Here is a 26,988-nt window from a genome sequence, read left to right as displayed (position 1 = left end):
ATCTCACCCGGGCAGAAGGGGCTACAGCGGCTTCGGCGAGAACGTCAGCGTGGCGATCACGCCGCGGGCACCGCCCGGCCGCACGCTTACCTGCCAGCCGTACAGATCGCACAGGCGACTGACGATCGACAGGCCGATACCGCCACCCTGCGAGTGGCCGGCATGGGTACCGCGGTAGCCGCGCTGGAACAGCTTGGCGGCATCTTCCTCGCTCAAGCCCGGCCCGCTGTCGGTTACCGATACGGCGTTGGCGCCCACATGCACCCGCACCTCGCCATCCTGCGAATACTTCACCGCATTGCCGATCAGGTTGCCCAGCGCCACCGACAACGCCGCTTCGGGGGCATCGATGACCAGGTCGCGTTCGCCATCCAGATGCAGCTCCAGCGGCTTGCCACCCAACTGCGCGCGGTGCGCGTCCAGCAGCTGCTCGGCCACCCGGGCTACATTGCTGCTGCCCTGCCCGCGCTCGTTGCGCGACAGCAGCAGCAGGGCACCAATCAGATCGCTGCACTGTTGCTCGGCACGTTGGATGCGCTGCAGGCGCTGCAGCACCTTTTCGTCCAGGCCCGGGCGGGTCAGCAGCAACTCGGTTGCGCCACGGATCACCGCCAGCGGCGTGCGCAACTCATGGCTGACGTCCGCATTGAACTCACGGTCGCGCTGCACCACTTCGGTCAGCCGCGAAGAATAGTCATCGAGCGCCTGGGCCAGCTGCCCCACTTCGTCATCGGGGAAGCGTGGCGCCAATGGTTCGGGATCGCTGGTGCCGCCACGGTACGCACGCAGGCGCGCGGCCAGATCCGAGACCGGCTTCATCACCTTGGAGGCCGACCACCAGCCCAGCACCAGTGACAGCAGACTGAACACCAGCACCGACAGGAACAGCGCGCGGTTGAGCTGCTGCCCACCGCGAACGCTGTCGGTCATGTCGTAGGCCAGAAACGCCCAGGCATCAGGAGTCTTGCGAACAGCAAGCTTGTAGGAATAGCGCTCGCCGCGCTCGTCCACCCCGCCCATGTTGTACAGGCCGTCCTTGAACTCGTACCAGTCCGGCTCTTCCTCGCGCAGGGCTTCGAACTTGTCCGGCTTGATCAGGCGCGCACGCATCTGCTGCACGGGCAGGTCGGGATTGCGGTCGGGGCTTTCGTAGTAGCGCCGCACGTACTCGCTGATGTTGCGGTTCATCACGTCTTCCACCAACTGGTTTTCCACCCGCATGCGGGCCCAGTTGGTGGCGAACGCGAACAGTGTCGTCAGGCAGAAGCCCAACAACACGAACGAGACGATGATGCGGCTGCGCAGGCGCCGCCGATAAGGCGTGCGCCGGCGCTCCCCCTTGCTTGCCACCGAATCAGGCTTCCGGCGTGGCGATGCGGTATCCGATGCCATGGCGGGTCTGGATCATCGGCACTTCAAAGGGCTTGTCCACCACGGCGCGCAGGCCGTGGATGTGCACGCGCAGCGAATCGGAGTCCGGCAGCTCTTCGCCCCAGACACGGGTTTCCAGCTCCTGCCGGGTGACCACGGCCGGGGCCGCTTCCATCAGCGCCTGCAGGATCTTCAATGCGGTCGGGTTGAGCTGCAGCAGCTTGCCCTGCCGGCGCACTTCCAGCGTGTCCAGGTTGTACTCCAGGTCACCGGTTTCCAGCACGCGGGTCTGCACGCCCTTGCCGCGACGCGACAGGGCGTTCAGACGCACTTCCACTTCCTGCAGCGCGAACGGCTTGATCAGGTAGTCGTCAGCACCGGAATCGAAGCCGGCCAGCTTGTTGTCCAGCGAATCGCGCGCGGTCAGCATCAGCACGGGGGTCTGCTTGCGCGCTTCGTTGCGAAGCTTGCGGCAGACTTCGATGCCGTCCATGCCTGGCAGGTTGAGATCCAGGACAATCGCGTCGAACTCGTGCACGACAGCCAGATGCAACCCGGTCACTCCGTCGGCAGCGAAGTCCACCGTGTGGCCCCGGTCCTCCAGGTAGTCGCCCAGATTGGCCGCAATGTCGCTGTTGTCTTCGATTACCAGGATTCTCACTGTCACCTCTAATTGACGAATTTACCGACGCGCTGGGCCTGGCCCATGTCGCGCTGCGCCTTGTCCTTCTGCCGAGCACGCTCGGCGACGGTCAAGCACTGCGTGGACGACATGTTGGAACCAATGGCCTTCTCACGTCGGCATATTAGACGACTATCTTCACGCGCCCGTGTCAAAACGGTGTTCACGACCTGCTGATCGTTGAAGACCTCGGTTCGTACCGATTCAGGCATCGCGTCCTTGGTGGGGTACTGCTCGGCGGCGGCGCGGATGCGAACCAGGGTCTCGCGCACCTTGCCGCGCTCTTCCTGACGCAGCTCGGAATAGGTTTCGCCATCGTTGAGTTCGATCTCGATGCGCTCTACCTGCTGCAGCAGCGGCTTGCCCGGCAGGAATACCTCTTCGGCACTCTTGGCCCCTGCCGAGGCAGCGACCAGGGCCAACGCCGAAACCAGAACCGCTGATATCACTGGATGCTTCATGACAAACGAATCCCTGTCTGAGGTGAACGCAGACTGTATGCGGATGCCCGCTCTGCCAGCAAGTGCTGGCCGGCAGGGTGCAGGCCGCCTTAAAGCTTGGAGTCCGGGTTCACGTTGCTGTAGGTGCGCTGGTCGTTGAGCAGGGCCTTGCCTTTCTCCTCGATGCGGCGCCGTTCGGCCACGGTCATGCACCGGCTCTTGGGCATGTTGCTGCCCGTAGTGCGCTGGTACGAGCAGATCTGGCGACTGTCGTCGTGGGCGCGCGTCAGGATGCTGTTGACCCGTTCCTGATCGTTGAAAACGTCATTCTGTACCTGCGGCGGCAGCTCCTGAACGGTCTGCCGGTCGCCCATCCGCTGGGTAATCCGCGCCAAGGCCTGCTGGACCTGACTGCGGTCGTCGGCGGATATTTCGTTGTAGTCCCCCTGCTGCAGGGCTTTTTCGACCTGGCGGACCTGCTCGGCCACCGGGGTCTGGCGGTCCATCTGCACAGCCGCCTTTTCCGGCTTGGCCAGTGCAACGCCAGGCAGACACAGCAACAGCACGATCATCGTGGTGCGGTACATCGCCAACCTCCCGATCCTTCGGAACGAAGGCCCAACTCTACGAGTGTCCCCACGTGCCCACAAGGGCCCCTTGGCAGGGGGACACAGGGCATAAAAAAGACCCAGGCGGTGCACCCGCCTGGGCCTGAAGTTGTATCCCGATACCGATCCTGCTGAGAGGCAGAGCTGCGGTTCGTTGAAGGCTACGCCCGGGGCGATTAAAGCAGTGTTAAACCCGCCAACCCTGCCTGAATTTAATTTCAAACCACTGAAATATCAGGATTTTTTGATTTTCTCGACGTGTTCGATGATGCGTGCCGCCACATCCACCCCGCAGGCGGCCTCGATCCCTTCTAGCCCCGGGGTGGAGTTCACCTCCAGCACCAGCGGGCCGCGCTCGGAGCGGATCAGGTCCACCCCGCAGACGCCCAGCCCCAGGGCCTTGGCCGAACGCACCGCCACCTGCTGCTCGGCCCGGCTGGCCTTGGACGCCACCGCAGTACCGCCGGCATGCAGATTCGAGCGGAAATCCCCTTCCGGGGCCTGGCGCTGCATCGACGCCACCACTTGGTCGCCAACCACGAAGCAGCGCAGGTCGGCTCCCTTGGCTTCGCCGATGAACTCCTGCATCAGGAAGTTGGCATACAACCCCCGTAGGGCTTCGACGATGCCGCGCGAGGCGCTGGCCTTCTCGGTGAGGATCACGCCACGGCCCTGGGTGCCTTCATTGAGCTTTACCACATGCGGCGGCGGGCCGAGCATGGACAACAGGTCGACGGTGTCATCCGGGTTGTCACCAAAGACGGTGACCGGCATGTCGATGCCCTTGGCCGCCAGCAGCTGGTGCGCCCTCAGCTTGTCGCGCGAGCGTAGGATCGCGTCGGACGGATTGGGCGTGCGTGCGCCCATCAGTTCGAACTGGCGCAACACGGCGGTGCCATAGCGGGTGACCGAAGCGCCGATGCGCGGGATGACCGCGTCCACGCCGGTCATCGGCCGGCCCTTGTAGTGCATGGAAAAGCCGTCCGCGGCGATGCGCATGTAGCAGCGCAGGGGGTCGAGGATGCGCACGGTATGGCCGCGCGCGCGCGCGGCCTCGACCAGCCGGCGGGTGGAGTACAGCCGGGTGTTGCGGGACAGGATGGCGAGCTTCATCGCAGTGGGATCGGTCGGCAGGCGCGCAGCATAGCGTGGCAGCGTTGCGACCGGATGATGCTGTTGCGGCCACGCGCGGCAGTGGCTGCCCAGCTCACTCCGTGCGCGGCAGCACCGTCGGGTAGGCGCGCGCCGCTTCGCCCAGCGCCGCGATGCAGGCCATCTGGATCGCCGACCCGCTGAAGGCGCTCTGATAGATCTGCTCAATCAACTGCGCTGCCTCTGGACCACCGGCGCGCCCGAGTGCTCGGACTGCTTCGACCTGTTTGGCCGAACCGATGCCGGCGGAAAGATAGATCCGATGCAGCGCGGTGACGACGTCATCCCTGCGATCCATGCCTGTGTACTCCCTGAAATGAGAGCAACAAGCTAACGGAGGCCACAGCGGCAGGACATGCGGATTGTTTGAATCTGTACGCCGTGCGCAAACAAAAAACCCCGGAAGCGACAGTGCCGCTACCGGGGTCTGGATTCTGGAGCGGGCGAAGGGAATCGAACCCTCGTCAGTAGCTCGGGAAGCTTCGGGACATGACCTGTAAAATCAACCACAGCGGCTGCCACCGCTGCAGTAATCCCAACGGTCAGTAGACCTGCCCCGGCAGCGATCAGAGCTGACGCGATTGTGCTTTCCATTCCACCTCCGTCCTCGACCGACGGAGATTACCACTCGGTGTCGATACACCGCGAAGCGGCGAACTCAACATGTGATCGCTAGTAGCTGCGAATCACCGGTGCGTAGACCCCGGGGAAGATCCGGCTGTCCCAGTCCTTGACCTCGGCGCGCTTGAGGTCGGCCAGCTTGCCCATGGCGCGCTCGATCTTGTTGCCGGCGATGCGCACGTCTTCCCGGGCCTTCTTCGTCTCCTTGGCCTGCAACGATCGCTCCGCATCGGCCAGGCGCTTTCGGTTGGCGAAAAGCTCCCGCTCCAGAATGGCGGCCTCGGCCTGGTTCCACTGCTGGAACTCCGCCCAAACGGCCCGCTCTGCCGCGCTGGTGCCGGCGCGGAACGCGTCTTCCATCGCCCTGGAGGTCTTGGGCCGCTTCTTGCCCGGGTCGTGGGCGTAGAGCGTGGCGAACTCCTGCAGCGATACAGTGGCGCCCGTCATGCGGACCAGCTCCTGGTAAGCGGCTTCGATTTGGGCGGAATAGCACATGTCGGCAATCTGTCCGCAGGAGCCGTTGATGCCGCGTGGTGCAGGCCTACCGCGTCAGCCGGGCGGTGAACACGCCGCGGAACAACCGCAAGGATCTGCTGCAGCCGGTGGCCTGAAGAAGACCCAGCTACATCGCGGGCTTGTGATCACTGATGCCGGCGAGCAGGGCAGGTAGAATCTGCGCATGACCTCGATACTTCGACTAGCACCACTGGCCATCGTTTCGCCGCTCCTTGTCGCCTGCTCTGCGCCGGTCACTACTGCAGATGCTGCGGCTCCGGTTGACGCGACAACGAAGCAAATTCTTATTGAGGAATATGGCGACTCCACAACCGTGGGCTACACGGCCACACCTTCCGGAACAATCGTCGCTGCGATGAATCAGCCCAACACGCTGCAGCGTTTGCTGCGGGGAGAGTTCGGTGACCGTGTCGTTGTGAAAAATGAGGGAGTTGGCGGAATTCAATCATCAGATGCGCTGGACGGGACCGATGGAATTCACCGCCCGTGGGAGTCTGTCATGGCGAAATCCCATGCCCAGATCGTGACTCTGAACTTTGGGCTCGGCGATGCCTATCTGTTCTCCCGCCCAGAGCAAGGAAAGATCTCTGCATCACCACAGGAGTACAAACGCGTGATGGGCGAGCTGGTTCGTATTGCGAGAGAACACGGCAAAACCGTGGTGATCTACGAGCCTAATCCATCGTGTCACCCAGCCCGAGAGAATGGCATGCCGCACTACGTGATGCATCTCGATCAGCTGGGGTATGAAATGAACATACCAATGGCTTCCCAATTCTGGGCATTGCTTGCCACGCCTAATTGGCGAGAGCTTCTGTCTGATTGCACTCACCCCACTCCAGAGCTCTACCAGTTGAAGGGTGAGAACGCCTACAACGTACTTCGCCCAATCGTGAAGCAGATTATCGATGCCAACTGACATTTAACGCAATCGAAGCATGGATTACGTCTCAGCTATCAACCGAACCCCAGCGGCACTGCGGCCAGGTCCGCGATGATGATCGCGGCTCTCTGCAGCACCGCCTTGTCCCGGCGATCTGACAGCGGAGTCCAACGTGACTAAGGACGGCCGCTTAGCCGGCCACCCAGGGCTCTACAGTAGGCTGCGAGACCTCGACTGCTGGTGGCTGCAGCCTCGCAAGATGGATGGCGTCGGTCGCAGCCTTAATCATCGCCATCAGTTTCCAACCCGGCTCGATACTCTCTTCGCCGGTCACCGGGCTGGTGATGACGTAGGTCTTTGCCAACAGGTCACTGATCATTTCATTGCAGGGTGGACACGCAGAAAGGCGCGCTCCAACACTGTGCCGTCTGCCTGGGTGGTCAACTTCTCGAAGTGAAAGGTGACCGGGCCATCGTTGGTGTATGGGTTCCAGTCGATGCCTATGCGGGGGCGATTGCTTCCACCCGAGTTCCGAAAACTGCGCTCTCGCTTATAAATGCCATGTTGGTCTCCACGTCAGTACTCCGCCACGTTTACGGTCATGATGTGCATCTGACTACTGATCGCCCGCGGCGCCGGATTGCCGAAGAACGCATATGTCCCCTCCCGGTCGTGCCCTGGGCGACTGTGTAGCCGCTTCCATTTGATGTAAGCAAACCCGCGAAGCATGCCCACTGCCAATCCGCGCTCGGCGAGGCTTGCACGCCGGTCCAGCGAAAGCCCGGCACCGTGATGATCTGCGCATAGGTGCACCGGCATGGACTTCCAGCAAGGTCGCTTGAAATTGGAAGAAAACCGAGCAAGCCGGGCGCGATCCCCCGGTTCAGGCCACGTAAGCAGAAATCGGGCGTGCTCCATTACTACTACGACCACGGCGGTAAGCAGAGGCGCGAGACCGCATTGGGCAGCGACTACGGGGTTGCCATCAAGCGCTGGGCCGAGATCGAGCATGCCAGCACGATCCCCGCCGCGGCAGTCGTGACCTTTCGGCACGTCGCAGATCGCTACCGCGCCGAAGTCGTGCCCACCAAGGCCGTGACCACTCAGCGGCTCAACAACCGTTGCATCACCGCGCTGCTGAGCTACTTCGATGCGCCGCCGGCTCCATTCGAGGCCATTCGCCCGATCAACATCCGGCAGTATCTGGATTGGCGAAAGTCGAAGGTGATAGCGAATCGTGAGGTTTCCCTGTTCACGGATATCTGGAACTGGGCGCGCGGAAAGGGCATCACCGACCGTCCCAACCCTTGCGAGGGTATCCGGCGTAACAAGGAGACCGGCAGCGATGTGTACGTGGACGACGACACTTTCAAAGCGTGTACGCGCGTGCCGATGCCGCGCTGCGCTATGCCATGGACCTTGCCTATCTGACGGGACGGCGCGTAGGCGATGTGTGGTTGATGGAGGTGCGCCAGGTCACAGCGCGCGGTTTCATCATCCAGCAGTCGAAGACCAGCAACCGGGGCACCATGGAGATCACGGGCGAACTGGCCGCGCTGCTTGACCGCATTGCCAAGCGTAAAGGGGAGAAGTGCCGGAACGGGCGAGAGAAGGTCTACAGCACGCGGCCGATCGTGGACGATGGCGGCCTCGCCCTGGGACGGGCGGCCCTGCGCTGCCGGTTCGACAAAGCGCGGGAGGAGGCAGGTATTGCAAAGGAAGAGTTCCAGTTCCGCGATCTCCGCGCGAAGGCGGGCACGGACAAGGCCGATTCGGCAAAGGACATTCGCGAAGCGCAGGCCCAGTTGGGGCACTCATCGGTCACAACTACCGAAATCTACGTACGGAAGAAGAGAGGGTCGAAGGCAACCCCAATGCGCTAGGTTAAACGCAGGGAGAATCGCGAGATCGCCGTTATGTTGTGGCCTATGACGCGCTATAGATCGCAACAGCGAACCGAGCAATCATCCGGCAACACCAACCGGAGGAAAGAACATGCGCAAGGAATCCAGCGACGAAACCGTCATCGTCGAAGGCAACATCATTCGCGGCCCTGAGACCCGCCGGGCTGACACAGAGGCTGCTCTGGTCAAACTGGCCTTTCCGGGTGAAGTCAGAACCGACGGGCCAACCGTCGCGACGTACACCGACTTCGATCCGGAACCCATTTGGATATTGACCCTCTCCAATGCCGACCAGGCGATTCTGTTTAAGCAGCTGCTTGACGGCAAGAAGCGCTGAGAACTCCGAAAACCGTTGGGAGACATGGAGCGCGCGATGGGAATCGAATCCCAACCCGCCCAGTCGAAGCGCTATGGTCCATGGTGGTTAACCAAATCTATTCTCTTCCTCGCTGCCGGGGAGAAGCATCACCGGAAACAGAACGAACACCCCTAGAGGAACCAACGCAATCACAACGAACCACCCAGACTCATCAATGTCGTGCAGTCTTCGAACGGTCAGCGCGAGCATTGGCAGAGGGAAAAGTAAGAGTGCAACCAACGCTACAAACCCTCCCACATCCCCGAGACGCGAGGACAGTTCCCAGCTGTGTAGATCGGTGCCGATCAGCCAGTATCCGGCATTGACCAAGCTATAGCTGAGCGCCGCGACGAGAGCAGCAAGCAGATAGAACGACCAAAATTCTGTTCGGTTGGATCGCCCTGAAAAATCAAAGCACCGTCTGATTGGCAAAAGTGCAGCGATCATTCGCACTCCGAACAACGGATGATGAAAACCCACAGCTAACGATCTTTTAGCATCTCCAAACTAAGCAACAACTGAATCATCGGCTCGACAAGAACCAGAAGGCCAGGGAGGGAGCGAAGGGGATTTTCAGTTCCGCGATCTCCGCGCCAAGACGGCGCAGACAAGGCGGTTGACGTCCGGGTTGAATGGTTCACCGGGCATCGGCGCTCCGCCATTACAGCGACACCGGAATGCCTGATTTCAACAACCCAAGTAGCTGGAAACACGCCACGCACACCTCAGAGGATGCACAGGCCATCCAGGCCGCCTTGGGCCACCAATCACCGCAGATTGCGGAGCGCATCGGAATTGCGGAGCGCCTAGATGTGGCGCAAGCCCTTGGGGCACATGGAGCGGGCGAAGGGAATCGAACCCTCGTCAGTAGCTTGGGAAGCTACAGCTCTACCATTGAGCTACGCCCGCGTTGCCCGACAAGTCTATGCGGGGCACGTGTTCAAACGCAACGGGCAGGCCCTTACAGCCTGCCCGTGGCGGTGACGGCAGGCCCGCAGGCCTGCCGTCGTCCGCATCAGAAGCTGCCGCTGAAGCTGGCAAACAACGTCGCGTCCTGCGCACGCTTCTGCAGGGTGGTGGCGCTCAGGCCGATGTTGCTCTGCAGGCCGAACAGTTCCATGCGCGCACCCAGGATGGCGGTCGCATAGTTCTTGTCGAAGTCCATGCCCGGCACGCGGTACATGCCGACGTCCGGCAGGCTCTGCACCCAGGCGCTGGCCTGCTTGGTGTCTTCGAACTCGTGGTCGTAGGTCACCTGCACGTACGGCTTGACCGCACCGCCGTCAAAGCGGGCCTGCCAACCGATACGGCCTACGGTGGAGTCGACATCCTGCTTGCCGTAACCCAGTGCAGTAGCCAGGGTGCCGGCGTTGGCGCTTTCGGTGTAACCGTCGATCTTGACCTGCTGCCAGATCACCGAGGCGATCGGGCCGTGGCGGAAGCCGCCTTCGGTGCCGAACTCGTAACCTGCGTTCAGGGCGGCGGTCAGGTTGCTGCCGTCCGGCGAGCCACCGTGTTCGCGGGTTGCCGGGCCGAGCTGGACCTTGCGGTTCACGTCATAGGACAGCCAGGTGTAGCTGACCTGGCCATTGACCCAGATGCGGTCGCCATACCAACCGGCGAACAGACCGGCCGTGGTGTCCTTCTGGGTGAAATCGCCACGGCTGTTGCCGAAGTCGGCATTCAGGCGACCAAAGCCGGCGAAGCCGCCGAAGACCATGCCGTCACGCGCCCAGTCGACACCGAACAGGCCGGCCGGGGCCAGGCCGTCGTACAGATCGGCGTGGTCGTAGCGCTGCATGTCACCGCGCACGCCACCCCACCACGACATCCCGTCGGCCGGACGGCCGGCCTGGTGCAGGCTGACCTGGTCGGCACGCGAGCGGCCGATGGTCTGTGCCGAGTGGCTCAGCACCTGCTGCAGGCGCGGGCCTTCCAGGATCGAGATGGCGTACTGGCCCAGCATCTGGTGCGCGGCCGTGGTCGGGTGCACGTCATCCGCGAACAGGTAGGTACTTGCCGCATCCGGACGCACATAGGCCAAGGGACTGCAGGTCAGCGACGACGGCACGGTGCAGGCCCGGCCGGTGACGTTGCTGAAGCCGTACATGCCCGGGCTGGCGATGATCTCGCGCAGCAGCGTGTAGGTGTCCAGCGGAATGAAATCGATGCCGGCCTGCTTGAGACCGCCATAAAGCGCGCTGTTGTAGGCGTTGGACAGCGCCGTCCCCTGCACACGCGCGGCAGCGCCGCGATCGATGAAGCCCGGAGTGGAGCCGATATCGGGCAGGTTCGGAACCATCACGTACTCGGCGCCGGCCTGCTTCAGGCTGGCCACGATGCCGATCTGGTCAGTGACCGCCGAGCCGATGACGGCTGGCGCCTGGGCCGGGTTGGTGATCTGGAACAGGTCGTTTGCGCCACCCCACACGGTGTACAGCGCGCGCGGATCTGCCTTGCCACCGTTGGCAGCCAGGTAGTTGGCGGTCTGCGTCTTCAACGACGGCACCAGCACGTTGCCCAGCTGCGGGTTGCGGAAGTCGGTACCGACCCGGGCGCCGCCGACAGCGTAGTTGTCGCCGGACTGGCCGTTACCGTTCGGGCTGGCGTTGGTGCCGTAGTAATCGGCCACCCACTGTGCCCACTCCCAACCGGGGTTGGTGGTGGACTGGCCGGTGACCGGGCGCACGTCGACCGGCAGCAGCGGACGGAAGTAGCCGCTGTCGGTCAGGCTGTCACCGATGAACACGGTGCGCGAGAACGGGGATTCGCCTGCCATGGCCGGCAGCGCGGCCAGCGCGATCGCGGCCGCCATGAGGGAGCGGATCGGGCGTTTGCTGAGCAGCATGTAAAAACTCCTGTGGGGATTTCGTTGAGGACCCGACGCACGTACGCCGGCGCACGGTGAATGGTTTCACTGCGCCGCCAATTGCTCACGCTGCGCCGCCGCATGGATTGTCGCCCGAGCCCGGCCCGGCGGGCTTTGCCGGTGCGGGTGTAGCGCACGACTTTGCAACGGTTCCGATGCGAACCGGCGATCAGCGACAATGGCCCCATGAACATCCAGCTCAATGGCGAACCCCGCACCCTGCCCGCTTCGGCGACCCTTCTGGACCTGCTTGCGGCCGAGCAGTTGCTGCAACGCCGGGTGGCAGTGGAGGTCAACGGCGAGATCGTCAGCCGCAGCCGTCATGCCGAGCATGTGCTGGCCGAGGGCGATGTGGTGGAGATCGTGCATGCCCTGGGTGGCGGCTGAGGAAAACACCCTCGCCCCCGCCTCTGCGTGGCCCCATCTTCAGGCGGATAAGCGATAATCGCGTCATGAACGCTCATGTCTCCCCCGATTCGCTGGTGATCGCCGGCAAGACCTACAGCTCGCGGCTGCTCACCGGCACCGGCAAGTTCAAGGATCTGGAAGAAACCCGCCTGGCCACCGAGGCCGCGGGCGCCCGGATCGTCACCGTGGCCATCCGCCGCACAAACATCGGCCAGAACCCGGGCGAACCGAACCTGCTCGACGTGCTGCCGCCGGACCGTTACACCATCCTGCCCAACACCGCCGGCTGCTACACCGCCGAGGATGCCGTGCGTACCTGCCGCCTGGCCCGCGAACTGCTGGACGGTCACAACCTGACCAAGCTGGAAGTACTGGGCGACCAGAAGTCGCTGTACCCGGACGTCGTACAGACCCTGAAGGCCGCCGAACAGCTGGTCAAGGACGGTTTCGAGGTGATGGTCTATACCTCCGACGACCCGATCCTGGCCAAGCGCCTGGAAGAGATCGGCTGCGCTGCGGTGATGCCGCTGGCCGCGCCGATCGGCTCGGGCCTGGGCATCCAGAACAAGTACAACCTGCTGCAGATCATCGAAGATGCCAAGGTGCCGATCATCGTCGACGCCGGTGTGGGCACCGCGTCGGATGCGGCGATCGCGATGGAGCTGGGCTGTGACGGTGTGCTGATGAACACCGCCATCGCCGGTGCGCGCAACCCGGTGTTGATGGCCAGCGCCATGCGCAAAGCCGTGGAAGCCGGCCGCGAGGCGTTCCTTGCCGGCCGCATTCCGCGCAAGCGCTATGCCAGTGCGTCCTCCCCGATCGATGGGTTGATCGGCTGATGACCAATCCATTCGACAGCGCCGGTTCGAAGGCACCGCCCAAGCCGTTCACGGTCAACGAAGGCCGCCGTGAAGTGCGCAGCTTCGTGCTGCGCCAGGGCCGTTTCACCCCGGCCCAGCAGCGCGCGTTCGACGAGCGCTGGCCGCGTTTCGGCCTGGATTTCAGCGGTGAACCGCGTGATCTGGATGCCACCTTCGGCCGCGATGCGCACAAGGTGCTGGAAATCGGCTTCGGCAACGGCGCCGCGCTGCGCTTCGCCGCGCAGCAGGACCCCAGCCGCGACTACATCGGCCTGGAAGTGCACGCACCTGGTGTAGGCCGCCTGCTGAACGCGCTGGCCGACGACAACGCCGACCACGTGCGCCTGTACCACCACGACGCAGTGGAAGTGCTGGAAAAGGAAATCGCCGATGGCGCGCTGGACGAAGTGCGCATCTACTTCCCCGACCCGTGGCACAAGAAGCGCCACAACAAGCGTCGCCTGATCCAGCCGGGTTTTGCCGAGCTGCTGGTGCGCAAGCTGCGCCCCGGTGGCCGCCTGCATTGTGCCACCGACTGGGAGGATTACGCCGAGCAGATGTGGGACGTGCTCGATGCCACCCCCGGCCTGGTCAACCGCGCCGGCCCGCGTGGCAGCGTGCCGCGCCCGGACTGGCGCCCGCAGACCCACTTCGAGACCCGCGGCCAGAAGCTCGGCCATGGCGTCTGGGACCTGTTGTACGACCGCACCTGATGAACGCCTGAGGACGCCGCGCCCAACATGGATACCGCGCTGACGCTGACCACTGACATGAAGCTCGTGCTCGGGCTGGTCGGCTTCACAATGGCGATGTTCCTGTTCGAGCGCATCCGCGCCGACGTGGTCGCGCTGGTGGTGCTGGTGGTGCTGGGCGTGACCGGCCTGATCGCGCCGGAGGAAATCTTCGGCGGTTTCTCCGGCAACGCGGTGATGAGCATCATCGCCACCACCATCCTCGGCGCCGGCCTGGACCGCACCGGTGCGCTGAACCGCCTCGCGGCCTGGCTGCTGCGGCGCGGGCATGGCGTGGAGCAGCGGCTGCTGATGATGACCACGGCCATCGCTGGCCTGAACTCGTCCTTCATGCAGAATCCATCGGTGATGGCGTTGTACCTGCCGGTCGCCTCGCGCCTGGCCGCGCGCACCGGGCTGACCATGCAACGCCTGCTGCTGCCGATCTCGGCGGCGATCGTGATGGGTGGCGCGCTGACCATGGTCGGCAACTCGCCGCTGATCCTGCTGAACGATCTGCTGGCCTCGGCCAACAACAACCTGCCCTCCGGCCTGGCCACCATTGAGCCGCTGCGCATGTTCGCGCCGCTGCCGATCGGCATCGCCCTGCTGATTGCCTCGCTGCTGTACTTCCGCTACTACGGCGACCGCAAACTGGTGGAAGAGGAAAGCCTGGTCAACGACGGCACCACGCCAGCCCGCACCGAAAGCTACTTCGCCAAGACCTACGGCATCGAAGGCGACGTGTTCGAGCTGGTGGTCACCGCCGAGAGCCCGCTGGTCGGCATGACCCTGGGCGAAGCCGAGAACCTGCATGACGCGCCGCTGCTGCTGGCACTGAAGACCGGCAATGACACCCGCCTGGCACCGCCGGCGGAAATGCGCATCTGGGTGGGCAGCGTGCTCGGCGCGATGGGCCCGCGCCAGCAGATCCACGATTTCGCGCAGAACCAGTTCCTGCGCATGTCCTCGCGCCTGAAACACCTGGGCGACTTGTTCAATCCCAGCCGCGCCGGCATTTCCGAGGCGGTGGTGCCGCCGACCTCCGGCGTCATCGGCAAGACCGCAGGCGAGCTGCGCCTGCGCAAGGAACGCGGCATCAGCCTGCTGGCGATCAACCGCGACAAGCAGGTGATCCGCGAGGATGTGCGCGATGTGCAGCTGCGCGCCGGCGACATGCTGGTCTTCCACAGCATCTGGACCGACCTGGCGCAGGCCGCCAAGAGCCGCGACTTCGTGGTGGTCACCGATTACCCCACCGGCGAGCAGCGCCCGCACAAGTTCAAGATCGCCATGGCGATCTTCGCCCTGACCATCCTGATCGCGCTGACCAGCAAACTGCCGGTGGCGCTTACCCTGATGACCGGTGTGGCCGGGATGCTGTTGACCGGCGTGCTGCGCATGGACGAGGCCTATGCCTCGATCAACTGGAAGACGGTGTTCATGATGGCCGGGCTGATTCCGCTCGGCTGGGCGATGGATTCCAGCGGCGCAGCGGCATGGGTGGCCGGCCACACCATCGACAAGCTGCCCACCGGCATTCCGATCTGGGTGCTGGAACTGGCACTGGCGCTGCTGACCACGGTGTTCTCGCTGGTGATCAGCCATGTGGGCGCGACCATCGTGATGGTGCCGATCGCGGTGAACCTGGCGCTGGCGGCCGGCGGCAATCCCACGGCGTTCGCGCTGATCGTGGCGCTGTCGGCGTCGAACAACCTGATGACGGCGTCGAACCCGGTGATTTCGATGATCACCGGCCCGGCCAACTACACCCCGCGCGAGATGTGGCGGGTCGGCGGACCACTGTCGCTGATCTATACGTGCGTGGTGGTGGTGATGATCAACCTGATGTTCTGAGGGTTGGGTTTGTTGGCAGGGCTGCGCCCTGCACCCGCAGAGGCAACGACAACGGCAACGGCAACGGCAACAGCCTGCATTCCTTGGGATGGCGGGGCGGGTCCGGTTGCGGGGGACGCCGTAAACCCCCAGACCGGCCCAGCCGCTGGTGGCTGTGCGTTCGGGCGCTTGCGAAGCAGTGCTTCGCAAGCAAAGCGCCCTCACCCTTGGGGGCTTGGCCGCGGCATCCATGCCGCGGACACCCCCGCAACCGGACCCACCCCACCTTCGACAGATTTCCGCACGCTGTCGGAACGGCGTTCTGTGCTGCGGTTGGTAGGTGTTGACCTTGGTCGACACGGTAGATCCACGCCATGCGTGGATGGATTCCTGGATGTTTCGCTGATGTGGGAGGTTCTGAACTCGGTGGGGTCTGAACTTGGTGGGTACTGAACTTGGTGGGTGCGGACCGTTGGTCCGCACACCGATGCCTCAGGCCAGGTAGACCTGTCCATCCCGCACATCCACTGGCACTGCGCGCAGGCGGTCGCCCTTGCAGGGGCCGGCGATGCAGTCGCCACTGTCCAGCGCGAACGAGGCGCCGTGGGCGGCGCAGACCAGATGGCCTTCGCGGCTTTTAAGGAACTGGCCGGGTGCCCAATCCAGGCGCCGGCCCGCGTGCGGACAGATGTTCAGGAACGCGCGCACCTGTTCACCGTCGCGGTACAGCAGCAGCGACTCGGCATCGCCATCGACCACCGCTTCAACCTCGGCAAACGCGCCATCGGCAATGGCATCAAGGGTGATCAGGGCAACAGCGGCAGTCATGGCGAAGGCTCAGACGGAATGGTGCATTGTCGCATGCCTGGTCATGTGACTAGCTGCGACATGAACACAAGTCATTGATCCGTAATAAGCCAAGGCTATATTTAACGAGTTTTTCACTCAATGACAGTGGCAGCTGCCGATACTCATGGCTCGCTGATTTCCAGCCTATCGAGCCACCATGTTCAATCGCGATTTCGCCTTCAACCAGTTCCGCACCCTGTTTGCCCCGCGCAAGCCGCGCCATCCGCTGGTGCGCGTTGCCGTGGGCCTGCTCGGCCTGGCGATCCTGGCCGCGATGGTGTTCATCGGCGTATTCGTCGGTGCAGCCATGATCCTGGTGGGCCTGGCGTGGAAGCTGCTGGCTTCGCGCAAGCCCGGCCCGAGCCGCCCGGTCGACCCGAACGTGGTCGAGGGCGAGTACCACGTGGTGCGCAAGTCGGCGCTGCCGTCCTCGCGCTGATCGACGCTGCCCGCTGACGGCGGGCCTTGCTGCGTTCTAGACTGCGGGCACTCCCTTCCTGGATGCCCGCATGTCCGATGTCTCCGATGTGATCCCTGCTGCAGCCACGCCGCGTGTACCGGTCGTTGGTGGCGGCAGTTTTCCCGTGCACCGCATCTACTGCGTCGGCCGCAACTTCGCCGACCATGCGCGTGAGATGGGTGCTGCCGTGCCCGCAGCAGATGATCGCGGCCGCCCGATGTTCTTCACCAAGCCGGCCGACGCCATCGTGGTCGGCCACGACGATGTGATCCCCTACCCGCCTGCCACCAGCAACCTGCATCACGAGGTGGAACTGGTGGTGGCGATCGGCCGTGACGCGCCCACCGGCGAGCTGGCCGTGGCCGACGCCGAGGCCCTGGTCTATGGCTACGCCGTGGGCCTGGACCTGACCCGCCGCGACCTGCAGGCCGCCGCCAAGGAGAAGGGCCACCCGTGGGATTCGGCCAAGGGTTTTGATGCCTCTGCACCGATCAGCGAGATCGTGCACGCCGGTGAAGTCGGCGATCTGGCCGCGCTCAATCTGTCGCTGGAGATCAATGGCGAAGTGCGCCAGCAGTCCCTGCTCGACCAGATGATCTGGAACGTGCCGGAGATCCTGCACGAGCTCTCCAAGCTGTGGCAGCTGCGCGCCGGCGACCTGGTGTTCATGGGCACGCCGTCCGGCGTCGCCGCACTGAAGCCCGGCGACCGTTTCAGTGCACGCCTTGAGAACGTGGCCGAACGCCACGGCGTGATCGCCGGCTGACATCACCTGCGCTACCCTTCGCGCTGTCCCCCCTCGCCCTCAGGAGAAAAACAACAATGGGAATGCTCACCGAGTTCAAGGAATTCGCGATGCGCGGCAACGTCATCGACCTCGCCGTCGGCGTGGTGATTGGCGCTGCCTTCGGCAAGATCGTCACCGCGCTGGTGGAGAAGATCATCATGCCGCCGCTGGGCTACCTGATTGGCCGGGTGGATTTCTCGCACCTGGCGTGGACGCTGTCGCCGGCCAGCATCGGGCCTGATGGCAAGGAAATCCCGGCCGTGGTGATCGGCTACGGTGATTTCATCAACACGCTGATCCAGTTCGTGATCGTGGCCTTCGCCATCTTCCTGGTGATCAAGGTGATCAACCGCCTGTCGCGCAAGAAGGAAGCGGCACCGGCAGCGCCGGCCGAGGAAGTGGTGCTGCTGCGCGAGATCCGCGACAGCCTGAAGAAATAAGGTAGGTAGCGCCGGGCCATGCCTGGCGGAACGCCATCTTGCCGCTGCGCTCGCCGGGCATGCCCGGCGCTACCGCAGAGGCATGCGAAAGCCCCGCTCCGGCGGGGCTTTCGCTTTGCTGCATCTGGCGGAAAACAGCATCCGCGCCGGCCATGACCTCCCGCCCATGCGCGGCGCTGAACGACTGTTAAGCTCCAAGGCTTACACCCTTCCCGGAGCTGTCCATGCGTCGCCGCGTCCTTGCCATCGCATCCTCCCTCGCCCTGCTGGCCGCGCCGGCCTTCGCGGCGCCGCATGCCACCACCCTGCCGCCGGCTTCGCTGGCCACTGCGGCGCAGCTGCGCGACCAAGCGCTGGCCGATGACACCGGCTGGAAGGTGGTCGAATCGTTGACCACCGAGATCGGCCCGCGCATCGCCGGCAGCGAGGCCGACGCCCGTGCCGTGGCCTGGGCCGAAGCCAAGTTCAAGGCACTGGGTTTTGACAAGGTGTGGAAGGAACCGGTGACCTTCCCGAAATGGGAGCGCCGCAGCGAGCACGCCGCCGTGACCGGCAGGAACCCGCAACCGCTGCAGATCACCGCGCTCGGCGGCAGCCCGGGCGGTACGGTCGAAGCCGAGGTGGTGCGCTTTGCCGATCTGGCCGCGCTGCAGGCCGCACCGGCGGGTTCGCTGAAGGGCAAGATCGCCTTCGTCGATTACCAGATGCTGCCGTTCCGCGATGGCCGCGACTATGGCCGTGGCGGCGCGATCCGCAGCAAGGGCCCGTCCGAGGCCATCCGTAAGGGTGCCGTCGGCTTCCTGATGCGCTCGGCCGGTACCGATTCGCACCGCGTGCCGCACACCGGCATCACCCGCTTCGATGACGGCCTGACCCCGGTGCCGTCGGCGGCGCTGTCGGTGCCCGACGCCGACCAGCTGGCGCGCCTGCTTGCCCGTGGCGCAACCACGGTGAAGGTCGCACTGGACTGCGGTTGGGATGGCACGGCGACCTCGTACAACGTGATCGGTGAGATCACCGGCCGCACGCTGCCGAAGGAAGTGGTGGTGATCGGTGGACACCTGGACTCGTGGGACCTGGGCACTGGCGCGGTCGATGACGGCGCAGGCGTGGGCATCACCATGGCCGCCGGTCATCTGATCGGCCAGCTGAAGCAGGCGCCGAAGCGCACCATCCGCGTGGTCGCCTTCGCCAACGAAGAACAGGGCCTGTATGGCGGCAAGGCCTACGCCGAGGCGCATGCCAAGGACGTAGCCCTGCACCAGCTGGCCGCCGAGAGCGATTTCGGTGCTGGCCGCATCTACGCCTTCAACACCGGTTCGCCGAACCCGGAAGGCTCGCGCGAGGCAACCAGGCAGATTGCCGAGGTGATGAAGCCGCTGGGCATCGAGTACGCCGCCGATAAGGGTGGCCCGGGGCCGGATGTCGGTCCGCTGGCCGCCAAGGGTGGCGCATGGGCTTGGCTGGCGCAGGATGGCTCGGATTACTTCCACCTGCACCACACCGCCGACGACACCCTCGACAAGATCGATCCGAAGGCGCTGGCGCAGAACGTGGCGGCCTATACCGTGTTTGCCTACCTGGCGGCCGAGGCCGATGGCAACTTCGGTAGCGAAGCCAAGGCAACCACGCCGCCGAACGAGTGACGCAGCAACGGCGCGGCAGGAACGGTGCGGACCCAGGTCCGCATCCACCAGGGTAGATCCCGCATTGGTAGCGCCGGGCCACGCCCGGCGAGCGCGGCGGCAAGCCGGGTGCGAACCAAGGTTCGCACCCTCTGCACGGCTCAGCCGCGCTGGCTGACCCACTGCGCCAGCAACACGGCCGTGGCGGAAGCGACATTCAGGCTTTCAACCGCGCCACTGCCGGGAATCGACAGCTGCTGGTCACACTGGCTGGCCAGGCCGCGATCCATGCCTTCGCTTTCCGCGCCCATCACGTAGACCAGGCGGGCCGGCAACGACGCGCGGAACACGTCATCGCCACCCTCGACCAGGGTCGCGGCGAGGCCGAAACCGGCCGCGCGCAGCTGCGCCATCGCTTCTGCATCCTCAGGCAACTGCACCAGCGGCACCGACTCTGCGCCGCCCTCGGCCACGCGTGCGGCCGCGCCGGACAACGCCAGCGTACTGCTGGCCGGCAGCAGCAGCGCCTTGGCGCCGAAGTGCGCGGCAGAGCGCAGGATCGCACCGAAGTTGTGCGGATTGCCGACGCCATCCAGCCACAGTGCCAGCGCCGGGCCTTCGCCCAGTTCGGCCAGCCACTGCGCCAGCGGCAACACCGGCGCACGCAGCACGTCGGCCACCAGGCCTTCGTGATGGGTGGTGGCGGCCAGCTTGTTGAGGTCGCCCTCCTCCACCACGCGATAGCCCACGCGGTTGGCCACGCACCACTTCAGCACCGGCTGCATGCGCGGAATCAGCGATTCCACCAGGTACAGCTTGCGCAGCGCCTGCGGACGCTTGGCGAACAGCGCCTGCACCGCGTTCCAGCCGTACAGGCGCAGTTCGTCGTTGCCACGCCCCGGCGGTGGCGGGGTGCCGCCCTCACGCGGTGGCAGCGGGGTGGCCCGCGGCGGTCGCGACGACGGGCGGCGGGCATTCTTCCAGGGATCATTCACTACGGGACAACTCCAGCTTGCGTTGACGCCAGAAATCGGCGTTCTTGATGCCCAGGGCATCGGGGTCGAAGATCGGGTCGAGACCGAGCTTCTTCTGTCGTTCGTAATCACGCAGGGCCAGCATGGCCGGCTTCTGCACGATGAGGATGGCGATGATGTTCAGCCAGGCCATCAGGCCCACGCCGATATCACCCAGCGCCCAGGCCAGGGTGGCATTGTGGAAGGCACCAAACACCACCATGCCGATGATGCCCAGGCGCAGCAGCAGCACGGTGAGCGGCCGGCGCTTGTTGTGGTTGACGTAGGTCAGGTTGGTTTCGGCCATGTAGTAATAGGCCATGATCGTGGTGAAGGCGAAGAAGAAGATCGCCACCGACACGAAGGCCGAGCCCCAGCCCGGCAGCACTGCTTCCACACCCGCCTGCGCGTAGCCCGCACCTTCGGGAATGCCGGCCAGGCCCTGGAAGATCGGCTCAGCGCCGGCGACCGGCGAGTACACGTTGTAGGTGCCGCTGGCCAGGATCAGGAAGGCGGTGGCGGTGCACACCATCATGGTATCGAAGTAGATGGCGAAGGCCTGCACGTAACCCTGCTTGGCCGGGTGAGAGACCTCGGAGGCCGCCGCAGCGTGCGGTCCCGAGCCCTGCCCGGCCTCGTTGGCGTAGATGCCGCGCTTGATGCCCCATTCCACCGCCAGGCCCATCATCGCGCCGAACGCGGCGTGGGTTCCGAAGGCGCTCTTGAAGATGATGCCGAACATTTCCGGCACGCGGTCGTAGTTGATGATCATGATGACGATGGCCATCAGGATGAAGCCGGCGGCCATGAACGGCACCACCACTTCGGCGAAGTTGGCGATGCGCTTGACGCCACCGAAGATCACCACGCCCAGCAGCAGGGCGACGACGATGCCGATGCCCAGCTTCAGCGCCTGCGCCGATTCCATGCCGAAGGCCTGGCCATCGAGCGGACCGCACAGCGCGGTGCCACGGCAGGCATTGATGACGCTGTCGGCGATCGCGTTGGCCTGCACGCCCGGCATCAGGAAGCCGGCGGCGATGATCGTGGCGATGGCGAAGGCCATGGCATACCACTTCAGGCCCATCGCTTTTTCGATGTAGTAGGCCGGGCCACCGCGGTAGCGGCCTTCGGCATCCTTGGTCTTGTAGATCTGCGCCAGGGTGCATTCCACATACGAGGTGGAGGCGCCGAGGAAGCCCATCACCCACATCCAGAAGATCGCGCCGGGGCCGCCGAAGGCGATGGCGGTGGCCACGCCGGCGATGTTGCCGATGCCCATGCGGCCGGCCATCGACATGGCCAGGGCCTGGAACGAGGACACGCCGGCGTCGGATTTCTCACCGGACACGGTCAGGCGGCACATCTCGACGAAACCACGGATCTGCATGAAGCGGGTGCGCAGGCTGAAGAACAGGCCGGCGGCCAGGCACATGAAGATCAGCGCCTTGCTCCAGATGATGCTGTTGATGAAATGTACGGTAGCTTCCACGCGCGCTCTCTCCAGTCGGCGGGTTGTGAGGACGTCCCGTCGGCTGGAAGGGACCGGTCGATTCTCCCTGATCGAAGGTCGCTGCGATAGCGCCGGATGTAGGGGCATGTTCTCCGCCGGGCATGGCCCGGCGCTACCGGCAATGACCGTGCCCCCTGCGGTAGCGCCGGGCCGTGCCCGGCGGCCTGTTACGGAAGCTGCCTGCGTACCCGGGCGAAGCGGCGCACGTCATGCAGGACGCCGCGCTTGTAGACGGCGCAGCGCTCCACGCCCTCCTCCTGGAAACCGTTCTTTTCCAGTACCCGGGCCGAGCCCAGGTTGAAGTCGACCACCGTGGCCTGCAGCCTGAACAGGCCAAGTTCATCCATCACCCAGGGCGCGAACAGGCCGACCACAGCGGTCATCAGGCCCTGCCCCCAGTGGGCCTGGCCGAGCCAGTAGCCCAGTTCCGCGGTATGCCCGCGCTCGGCCACGCCCTGCTGGGCGCCAACGCTGCCACAGGCCTGGCCCTCTATCTCGATGGCCAGGTTCAACGTGCCTGGGGCCAGTACGCGTCCGCCCAGGAAGGCTTCGCCATCCTCGCGGGTGTAGGGATACGGGAAGCGGTCACGCAGGCCACGCGAGACGTCCGCGTCGTTGGCGTGATGCAGCAGCGACTGCAGGTCATCACTGCGCCAGGGGCGCAGCAGGAAGCCTGCGCCGTGCAGGATCCGCGCCGGCTCAGGCATGACCACCCACCGACGGCGAGTCGGCCTCCTGCTTCTCCAGCTCGCGCTTCACCGCCTCCGGCGAGCGGGTGTACGGGGCCAGCCGCGCGTAGAACGCCGGCACCACGAACAGCGACAGGAAGGTGGACAGGGTGACGCCGAAGATGATCACGATGCCGATGGTGCCACGGCTGGCCGAGCCCGGGCCACCGGCCACCACCAGCGGGATGGCGCCGACCACGGTGGCGATCGAAGTCATCAGGATCGGACGCAGGCGCACCATCGCCGACTCGATGATCGCCTCGCGCACGGTTCGCCCGTCGTCACGCAGCTGGTTGGCAAACTCGACGATCAGGATGCCGTTCTTGGCCGCCAGGCCGACCAGCATGACGATGCCGATCTGACTGAACAGGTTCACCGTGCCGCCACTCAGCCACAGGCCAACCAGCGCACCAAGCACACCCAGCGGCACGGTCAGCATGATCGTCAGCGGGTGGATGAAGCTCTCGAACTGCGCGGCCAGCACCAGGTACACCACCAGCAGGGCCATGGCGAAGGTCAGCAGCACCGCACCGCCCGCACTCTGGTACTCGCGCGATTCGCCCTTCCAGTTCACCTGTGCGTACTGCGGCAGCTCTTCGCCGGTCACCTGCTGCACCCAAGCGATGGCCTCGCCCAGCGGATAACCCGGTGCCAGACCGGCACTGATGGTGATCGAGCGCAGGCGGTTGAAGCGGTTCAGGGTTCCGGCCTCCGCCACTTCGCTCAGCGTGACCAGGTTGGACAACGGCACCAGCTCGCCGGAGGTCGCACGCACGCGGATCGCGGCCAGATCGGCGGGGCTGGCGCGGCCATCGCGGCCGGCCTGCACCAGCACGTCGTACTCCTCGCCGTTGTCGACGAAGGTGGTGACGCGGCGCGAGCCCATCATCGTTTCCAGCGCCGAACCGATCGCGGTGACAGGCACGCCGAGGTCGGCGGCACGCTGGCGGTCGATGTTCACCCGCATCTGCGGACGGGTTTCCTTGTAGTCCGAGTCCGGGCCGACCAGGCCGGGGTTGTCGGCCATGCGCAGCAGGATGCGATCCCGCCACTGTGCGATCTCGGCGTATTCCGGGCCGCCCAGCACGATCTGGAACGGCTGCCCGCCACTGCGTACCAGGCCGCCACCGACCTGGGTACGTACGCGCACGCCACGGATGGTGTCCAGTTCCTTCTGCAGTTCGTTGGCGACTTCCGGCGTGCCTTCGCTGCGCTGGCGCCACGGCTGCAGGAACACGCTGACGCGACCGGTGTGCATTTCCTCGCTGGCGCCGAAGCCGCCGGGCACGCGCGGGTTGGCGCGCACGATCGGCTTGTCCGCGCCGACATGCGGTGCCAGCAGCGCTTCGACCTGCTGCACCTGCTGCACGGTGTAGTCGTAGCCGGCGCCTTCCGGGCCGTCGATCATGATCTGGAACGAACCACGGTCTTCGGCCGGGGCCAGTTCCGAAGGCAGCACTTTGATCAGCAGCCAGCTGGCCGCCAACGCAGCGGCCATCACCAGCAGGTAGATCCACGTGCGATCAACATGATGATCGAGCACGCGGCCGTAGGCGCCGGCCAGGCGTTCCAGATTGCGGTTGATGAAGCCGTGCAGCCCGCGCGGTGCCTGCCCGGTATGCGGCTTGAGCAGCTTGGAGGCCATCATCGGCGTCAGCGTCAGCGCGACGAACGCCGACAGCGCGACAGCGGCGGCCAGGGCTACCGCCAGTTCACGGAACAGGCGCCCGGTATTGCCTTCCAGGAAGCCGACCGGCAGGAATACCGCCACCAGCACGGCGGTGGTGGCGATCACCGCGAACGCCACCTGCGCGGTACCCCGCTTGGACGCCACCAGCGGCGGTTCGCCCAGGTCGATGCGGCGCTGCACGTTTTCCACCACCACGATCGCGTCATCCACCACCAGGCCGATGCACAGCACCAGCGCGAGCAGGGTCAGCAGGTTGATCGAGAAGTCGAACGCGTACAGCGCGATGAACGCCGCCACCAGGCATACCGGCACGGTGACCGCAGGAATCAACGCCGCGCGGAAGCTGCCGAGGAACAGCCAGATCACCGCCAGCACCAGGATCATCGCCTCCACCAGGGTGGCGTAGACGCGATCGACGGCCGCCTCGATGAAGGTGGTGTTGTCGAAGGCAACGAAGATCTGCGTGCCCTTGGGCAGGGTCAACGCAACACGTTCGGCCTCGGCGCGCGCGGTGCGCGCCACGTCCAACGAATTGGCAGTGGAGGTCTTGACGATGCCCAGGCCGATGCCGGGCTCGCCGTTGCTGCGGTAGTAGGCGCGACGCTCGGCCGAGGCGAGCTCGATCTTCGCCACATCGCCCATGCGCACCACGTAGCCATCACTACCCTTGCCCAGCGGGATGGTCGCGAAGTCTTCCGGCTTGATGTAGTTGCGCTCCACGCGCAGGGTGAAATCGCGGTCGGTGGATTCGATGCGGCCAGCCGGCAGTTCCACGTTCTCGTTGCGCAGCGCGGTTTCCACATCGCCGGTGGTCAGCCCGCGTGCGGCCAGCTGGTCACGGTCCAGCCAGATGCGCATCGCATAGCGCTGGCGGCCACCGATGCGGACCTGGGCCACGCCATCGAGGCTGGAGAAGCGGTCGACCACGTAGCGGTCGGCGTAGTCGCTCAGTTCCAGCGTATCCATGGTCGAGGAGACCATGTTGAACCAGATGATCGGGTCGGCATCGCTCTCGACCTTGGCGATCTCCGGTGGCCGTGCCTCCTCGGGCATGCGGTCGGCCACGCGGCTGACCGCGTCGCGCACGTCGTTGGCCGCCGCTTCGATGTCACGGTTGGAGGTGAATTCGATGCTGACCTGCGAACGGCCATTGGTGCTGCGTGCGTTGATCGTATCGATGCCTTCGATGCCGGCCAGCGCGTCTTCCAGCACCTGGGTGATGCGGCTCTCGATGACCGCTGCCGAGGCGCCGGTGTAATCCACCGAGACCGAAACAATCGGCGGATCGATGGCCGGCAGTTCGCGCAGCGTCAACCGGGTGAAGGACATCACGCCCAGCACCAGCAGCAGCAGGCTCATCACCACGGCAAACACCGGCCGCTGGATGGAGATGTCGGACAGCTTCATCCGCCGTGACCCTCGGCGGCTGCAGGTGCTTCAATCGTCGCCGGCTGCGCGCCGCTGGCGGGCGCGGCGTCGGAGGCTGCCACCTTCAGGCCCGCCCGCAGCTTGCCGGTGCCGTCCACCACGATGCGCTGGCCTGCCTGCAGGCCCTGCTTGATCTCGACCACGCCGGCGCGGCGTGCACCGGTGACCACGTCCACGCGTTCGACGGTGTCATCGGCCTTGATGCGGTACATGAAGCTGTCGCGGCCGACCTGCACCACCGCGATTTCCGGCACCACCAGTGCCGGTCGATCAGGATGGAACAGGCGCACGTCGAGCAGCATGCCCGGCCGCAGCGCATGGTCGCCATTGGCGAAGTCGGCACGCACGGTCACCGCACGGGTGGCCGGGTCGATGCGTGCATCGATGGTGCTGACCTCGCCCTCGAAGGTGCGGCCCGGCCAGGCCACGCTGGTGGCCTGCACCTTGTCGCCGGTGGTCAGCGACGCCAGTTCCACTTCCGGCACCTGGAAATCGACGTGCATGCGCTCGACGTCGTCGAGGGTGGCGATCACCGTGGTCGGCGTCAGCAGCGTGCCCGGGCTGATCTGGCGAATGCCAAGTACGCCGGCGAACGGCGCGCGCACGCGACGGTCGCCGATGTCCGACTGCATCTGTGCCACCCGCGCTTCGGCGGCGTCGCGGATCGACTTCTGCGTGTCCAGGGTCGCACTGGATACCAACCGCTGCGCCGCCAGTTCGCGCTGGCGCTTGTACAGCTGGTCGGCTTCGCGGAAGGTCGCCTGCGCCTGCACCAATGCGGCCTCCTGGGCCTGCCCGCGCAGTGTCACGAGGGGCGCACCGGCGGCGACCTGCTGGCCACTTTCAAAGTGCACGCGCTCGACGATCTCGCTCACCTTGGCGGTCACGCTGATCGACTCGCGCGCCTTGGCCGTACCCAGCGCCTGCAGCGTGTCGTTCCACTGCACCGCCTGCACGACCTGCGCGGTGACCGGCACGGCTTCGCCCTGCCGACGCGCGGCGGCCTCCTGTTTGCCTGCGCACCCGGCCAGCACGGCCAGGCTGAGGCCAAGGGCCAGGGTCGAAGCGATACGAGCCAACATGAAGCGTCCTGAGTGGTACACGGCCGCCGAGTGTAGGCAAGGCCCCGCAAAAGCGGTATGTGCCAAGCGTTTACCGGCGTGGAACGGGGGCTGCGATAGCGCCGTGTGCCCATTCCATGCAGGGGGCACCGACG

Annotated in this window: 26 protein-coding genes, 1 tRNA gene and 1 pseudogene; 11 read left to right on the top strand and 17 right to left on the bottom strand. The window is 65.1% G+C overall.

Annotated features, from left to right (window positions below):
- Positions 1 to 21: 21 nt before the first annotated feature.
- The 7 genes from AC07UW_RS07320 to AC07UW_RS07290 all read right to left on the bottom strand — a co-directional run bounded on the left by AC07UW_RS07320 (position 22) and on the right by AC07UW_RS07290 (position 5,369).
- A complete protein-coding gene (locus AC07UW_RS07320; protein ID WP_100460170.1) occupies positions 22 to 1,392 on the bottom strand; it encodes a sensor histidine kinase in 1,371 nt (456 codons plus the stop codon).
- The gene (locus AC07UW_RS07315) at positions 1,355 to 2,032 is read right to left on the bottom strand and encodes a response regulator transcription factor (RefSeq protein WP_025874286.1); all 678 of its coding nucleotides are present in this window, start codon (positions 2,030 to 2,032) and stop codon (positions 1,355 to 1,357) included. The genes AC07UW_RS07320 and AC07UW_RS07315 overlap by 38 nt, the downstream gene beginning before the upstream one ends.
- An 8-nt stretch (positions 2,033 to 2,040) precedes the next feature.
- Complete coding sequence (locus tag AC07UW_RS07310) at positions 2,041 to 2,514, bottom strand: hypothetical protein (protein WP_140225599.1); 474 nt, start codon at positions 2,512 to 2,514, stop codon at positions 2,041 to 2,043.
- Between the two features lie 89 nt (positions 2,515 to 2,603).
- Positions 2,604 to 3,080: a hypothetical protein gene (locus AC07UW_RS07305; RefSeq protein WP_223496339.1), complete on the bottom strand. Its 477-nt coding sequence runs from the start codon at positions 3,078 to 3,080 to the stop codon at positions 2,604 to 2,606.
- 255 nt (positions 3,081 to 3,335) lie between these two features.
- Positions 3,336 to 4,214: a 30S ribosomal protein S6--L-glutamate ligase gene (rimK, locus tag AC07UW_RS07300; protein WP_025874283.1), complete on the bottom strand. Its 879-nt coding sequence runs from the start codon at positions 4,212 to 4,214 to the stop codon at positions 3,336 to 3,338.
- Between the two features lie 94 nt (positions 4,215 to 4,308).
- On the bottom strand, positions 4,309 to 4,551 hold the full coding sequence (locus AC07UW_RS07295; protein ID WP_495211733.1) for a hypothetical protein: 243 nt from the start codon (positions 4,549 to 4,551) through the stop codon (positions 4,309 to 4,311).
- A 374-nt stretch (positions 4,552 to 4,925) separates the two neighbouring features.
- Positions 4,926 to 5,369, bottom strand: coding sequence for a hypothetical protein (locus AC07UW_RS07290; RefSeq protein WP_495211732.1), 444 nt, complete (start codon positions 5,367 to 5,369; stop codon positions 4,926 to 4,928).
- A gap of 184 nt (positions 5,370 to 5,553) precedes the next feature.
- On the opposite strand from AC07UW_RS07290, the gene AC07UW_RS07285 reads away from it, so the two are divergent.
- Positions 5,554 to 6,309 (top strand): SGNH/GDSL hydrolase family protein, encoded by a 756-nt coding sequence (locus AC07UW_RS07285; RefSeq protein WP_495211731.1) that lies wholly within the window; start codon positions 5,554 to 5,556, stop codon positions 6,307 to 6,309.
- A gap of 154 nt (positions 6,310 to 6,463) precedes the next feature.
- Here the strand turns inward: AC07UW_RS07285 and AC07UW_RS07280 are convergent, their stop codons facing one another.
- Positions 6,464 to 6,652, bottom strand: a complete 189-nt coding sequence (locus AC07UW_RS07280; RefSeq protein ID WP_495211730.1) for a hypothetical protein — start codon at positions 6,650 to 6,652, stop codon at positions 6,464 to 6,466.
- Positions 6,653 to 7,116: 464 nt separating this feature from the next.
- Here AC07UW_RS07280 and AC07UW_RS07275 point away from each other — a divergent pair.
- Both AC07UW_RS07275 and AC07UW_RS07270 read left to right on the top strand, forming a co-directional pair.
- Positions 7,117 to 8,156: pseudogene (locus AC07UW_RS07275) on the top strand (tyrosine-type recombinase/integrase).
- A 112-nt stretch (positions 8,157 to 8,268) separates the two neighbouring features.
- Positions 8,269 to 8,514: a hypothetical protein gene (locus AC07UW_RS07270; RefSeq protein ID WP_495211729.1), complete on the top strand. Its 246-nt coding sequence runs from the start codon at positions 8,269 to 8,271 to the stop codon at positions 8,512 to 8,514.
- A gap of 87 nt (positions 8,515 to 8,601) precedes the next feature.
- On the opposite strand, the gene AC07UW_RS07265 is transcribed toward AC07UW_RS07270, so the two are convergent.
- From AC07UW_RS07265 to AC07UW_RS07255, 3 genes are all read right to left on the bottom strand, one after another.
- Positions 8,602 to 8,982: a DUF805 domain-containing protein gene (locus tag AC07UW_RS07265; RefSeq protein WP_495211728.1), complete on the bottom strand. Its 381-nt coding sequence runs from the start codon at positions 8,980 to 8,982 to the stop codon at positions 8,602 to 8,604.
- 388 nt (positions 8,983 to 9,370) lie between these two features.
- Positions 9,371 to 9,444, bottom strand: a tRNA-Gly gene (locus AC07UW_RS07260).
- A 106-nt stretch (positions 9,445 to 9,550) separates the two neighbouring features.
- Positions 9,551 to 11,383 (bottom strand): autotransporter outer membrane beta-barrel domain-containing protein, encoded by a 1,833-nt coding sequence (locus AC07UW_RS07255; RefSeq protein WP_495211727.1) that lies wholly within the window; start codon positions 11,381 to 11,383, stop codon positions 9,551 to 9,553.
- A gap of 207 nt (positions 11,384 to 11,590) precedes the next feature.
- On the opposite strand from AC07UW_RS07255, the gene thiS reads away from it, so the two are divergent.
- The 4 genes from thiS to AC07UW_RS07235 all read left to right on the top strand — a co-directional run bounded on the left by thiS (position 11,591) and on the right by AC07UW_RS07235 (position 15,260).
- The gene (gene thiS / locus AC07UW_RS07250) at positions 11,591 to 11,791 is read left to right on the top strand and encodes a sulfur carrier protein ThiS (protein WP_025874279.1); all 201 of its coding nucleotides are present in this window, start codon (positions 11,591 to 11,593) and stop codon (positions 11,789 to 11,791) included.
- 65 nt (positions 11,792 to 11,856) lie between these two features.
- Positions 11,857 to 12,651: a thiazole synthase gene (locus AC07UW_RS07245; RefSeq protein WP_032975186.1), complete on the top strand. Its 795-nt coding sequence runs from the start codon at positions 11,857 to 11,859 to the stop codon at positions 12,649 to 12,651.
- The gene (trmB, locus tag AC07UW_RS07240) at positions 12,651 to 13,385 is read left to right on the top strand and encodes a tRNA (guanosine(46)-N7)-methyltransferase TrmB (RefSeq protein WP_025874277.1); all 735 of its coding nucleotides are present in this window, start codon (positions 12,651 to 12,653) and stop codon (positions 13,383 to 13,385) included. Before AC07UW_RS07245 ends, trmB begins: the two co-directional genes overlap by 1 nt.
- A gap of 27 nt (positions 13,386 to 13,412) precedes the next feature.
- Positions 13,413 to 15,260 carry an SLC13 family permease gene (locus AC07UW_RS07235; RefSeq protein WP_025874276.1) on the top strand — a complete coding sequence of 616 codons (1,848 nt, stop codon included), beginning with the start codon at positions 13,413 to 13,415 and terminating at the stop codon, positions 15,258 to 15,260.
- Positions 15,261 to 15,731: 471 nt separating this feature from the next.
- On the opposite strand, the gene AC07UW_RS07230 is transcribed toward AC07UW_RS07235, so the two are convergent.
- Positions 15,732 to 16,067, bottom strand: a complete 336-nt coding sequence (locus AC07UW_RS07230) for a Rieske (2Fe-2S) protein (protein WP_049469607.1) — start codon at positions 16,065 to 16,067, stop codon at positions 15,732 to 15,734.
- A 178-nt stretch (positions 16,068 to 16,245) separates the two neighbouring features.
- Here AC07UW_RS07230 and AC07UW_RS07225 point away from each other — a divergent pair, with 178 nt between their 5' ends.
- The 4 genes from AC07UW_RS07225 (at position 16,246) to AC07UW_RS07210 (ending at position 19,421) form a co-directional block, all read left to right on the top strand.
- The gene (locus AC07UW_RS07225) at positions 16,246 to 16,527 is read left to right on the top strand and encodes a hypothetical protein (protein ID WP_025874274.1); all 282 of its coding nucleotides are present in this window, start codon (positions 16,246 to 16,248) and stop codon (positions 16,525 to 16,527) included.
- Between the two features lie 70 nt (positions 16,528 to 16,597).
- Positions 16,598 to 17,314 (top strand): fumarylacetoacetate hydrolase family protein, encoded by a 717-nt coding sequence (locus AC07UW_RS07220; protein ID WP_132824343.1) that lies wholly within the window; start codon positions 16,598 to 16,600, stop codon positions 17,312 to 17,314.
- Between the two features lie 56 nt (positions 17,315 to 17,370).
- Complete coding sequence (gene mscL / locus AC07UW_RS07215; RefSeq protein WP_033831860.1) at positions 17,371 to 17,775, top strand: large-conductance mechanosensitive channel protein MscL; 405 nt, start codon at positions 17,371 to 17,373, stop codon at positions 17,773 to 17,775.
- A gap of 224 nt (positions 17,776 to 17,999) precedes the next feature.
- The gene (locus AC07UW_RS07210; protein WP_495211726.1) at positions 18,000 to 19,421 is read left to right on the top strand and encodes a M28 family peptidase; all 1,422 of its coding nucleotides are present in this window, start codon (positions 18,000 to 18,002) and stop codon (positions 19,419 to 19,421) included.
- 140 nt (positions 19,422 to 19,561) lie between these two features.
- Here AC07UW_RS07210 and AC07UW_RS07205 read toward each other — a convergent pair whose 3' ends face one another.
- From AC07UW_RS07205 to AC07UW_RS07185, 5 genes are all read right to left on the bottom strand, one after another.
- Positions 19,562 to 20,395: a TrmH family RNA methyltransferase gene (locus AC07UW_RS07205; protein ID WP_025874268.1), complete on the bottom strand. Its 834-nt coding sequence runs from the start codon at positions 20,393 to 20,395 to the stop codon at positions 19,562 to 19,564.
- Positions 20,388 to 21,905 (bottom strand): alanine/glycine:cation symporter family protein, encoded by a 1,518-nt coding sequence (locus AC07UW_RS07200; protein ID WP_223496347.1) that lies wholly within the window; start codon positions 21,903 to 21,905, stop codon positions 20,388 to 20,390. The genes AC07UW_RS07205 and AC07UW_RS07200 overlap by 8 nt, the downstream gene beginning before the upstream one ends.
- Before the next feature lie 188 nt (positions 21,906 to 22,093).
- Complete coding sequence (locus AC07UW_RS07195) at positions 22,094 to 22,633, bottom strand: GNAT family N-acetyltransferase (RefSeq protein ID WP_495211725.1); 540 nt, start codon at positions 22,631 to 22,633, stop codon at positions 22,094 to 22,096.
- Positions 22,626 to 25,751, bottom strand: coding sequence for an efflux RND transporter permease subunit (locus tag AC07UW_RS07190; protein WP_495211724.1), 3,126 nt, complete (start codon positions 25,749 to 25,751; stop codon positions 22,626 to 22,628). The genes AC07UW_RS07195 and AC07UW_RS07190 overlap by 8 nt, the downstream gene beginning before the upstream one ends.
- Complete coding sequence (locus AC07UW_RS07185) at positions 25,748 to 26,854, bottom strand: efflux RND transporter periplasmic adaptor subunit (protein WP_223482700.1); 1,107 nt, start codon at positions 26,852 to 26,854, stop codon at positions 25,748 to 25,750. Before AC07UW_RS07185 ends, AC07UW_RS07190 begins: the two co-directional genes overlap by 4 nt.
- Between the last annotated feature and the right edge of the window lie 134 nt (positions 26,855 to 26,988).

It is taken from the genome of Stenotrophomonas sp. GW821-FHT02D01, from assembly GCF_059421765.1.
This window is presented reverse-complemented; position numbering and strand designations above follow the sequence as displayed.